1 rRNA gene is annotated in these 339 nt (G+C 56.3%); it reads right to left on the bottom strand.

Annotation, left to right across the window (positions count from 1 at the left end):
- Window positions 1-339, bottom strand: a 16S ribosomal RNA gene (locus tag FDX22_RS15405); the annotation flags it as partial.

Raw genomic sequence — 339 nt, 5'->3', positions numbered from 1 at the left:
GCTGGCACGGAGTTAGCCGGTGCTTCTTCTGCGAGTAACGTCAATGAATGCGGTTATTAACCACATCCCCTTCCTCCTCGCTGAAAGTACTTTACAACCCGAAGGCCTTCTTCATACACGCGGCATGGCTGCATCAGGCTTGCGCCCATTGTGCAATATTCCCCACTGCTGCCTCCCGTAGGAGTCTGGACCGTGTCTCAGTTCCAGTGTGGCTGGTCATCCTCTCAGACCAGCTAGGGATCGTCGCCTAGGTGAGCCGTTACCCCACCTACTAGCTAATCCCATCTGGGCACATCCGATGGCAAGAGGCCCGAAGGTCCCCCTCTTTGGTCTTGCGAC

The sequence above is a fragment of the Citrobacter sp. TBCS-14 genome, from assembly GCF_005280805.1.
Lineage (GTDB): Bacteria > Pseudomonadota > Gammaproteobacteria > Enterobacterales > Enterobacteriaceae > Citrobacter > Citrobacter gillenii.
Note: the sequence above shows the minus strand (reverse complement) of the source record. Positions and strands in the feature narration are given on the sequence as shown.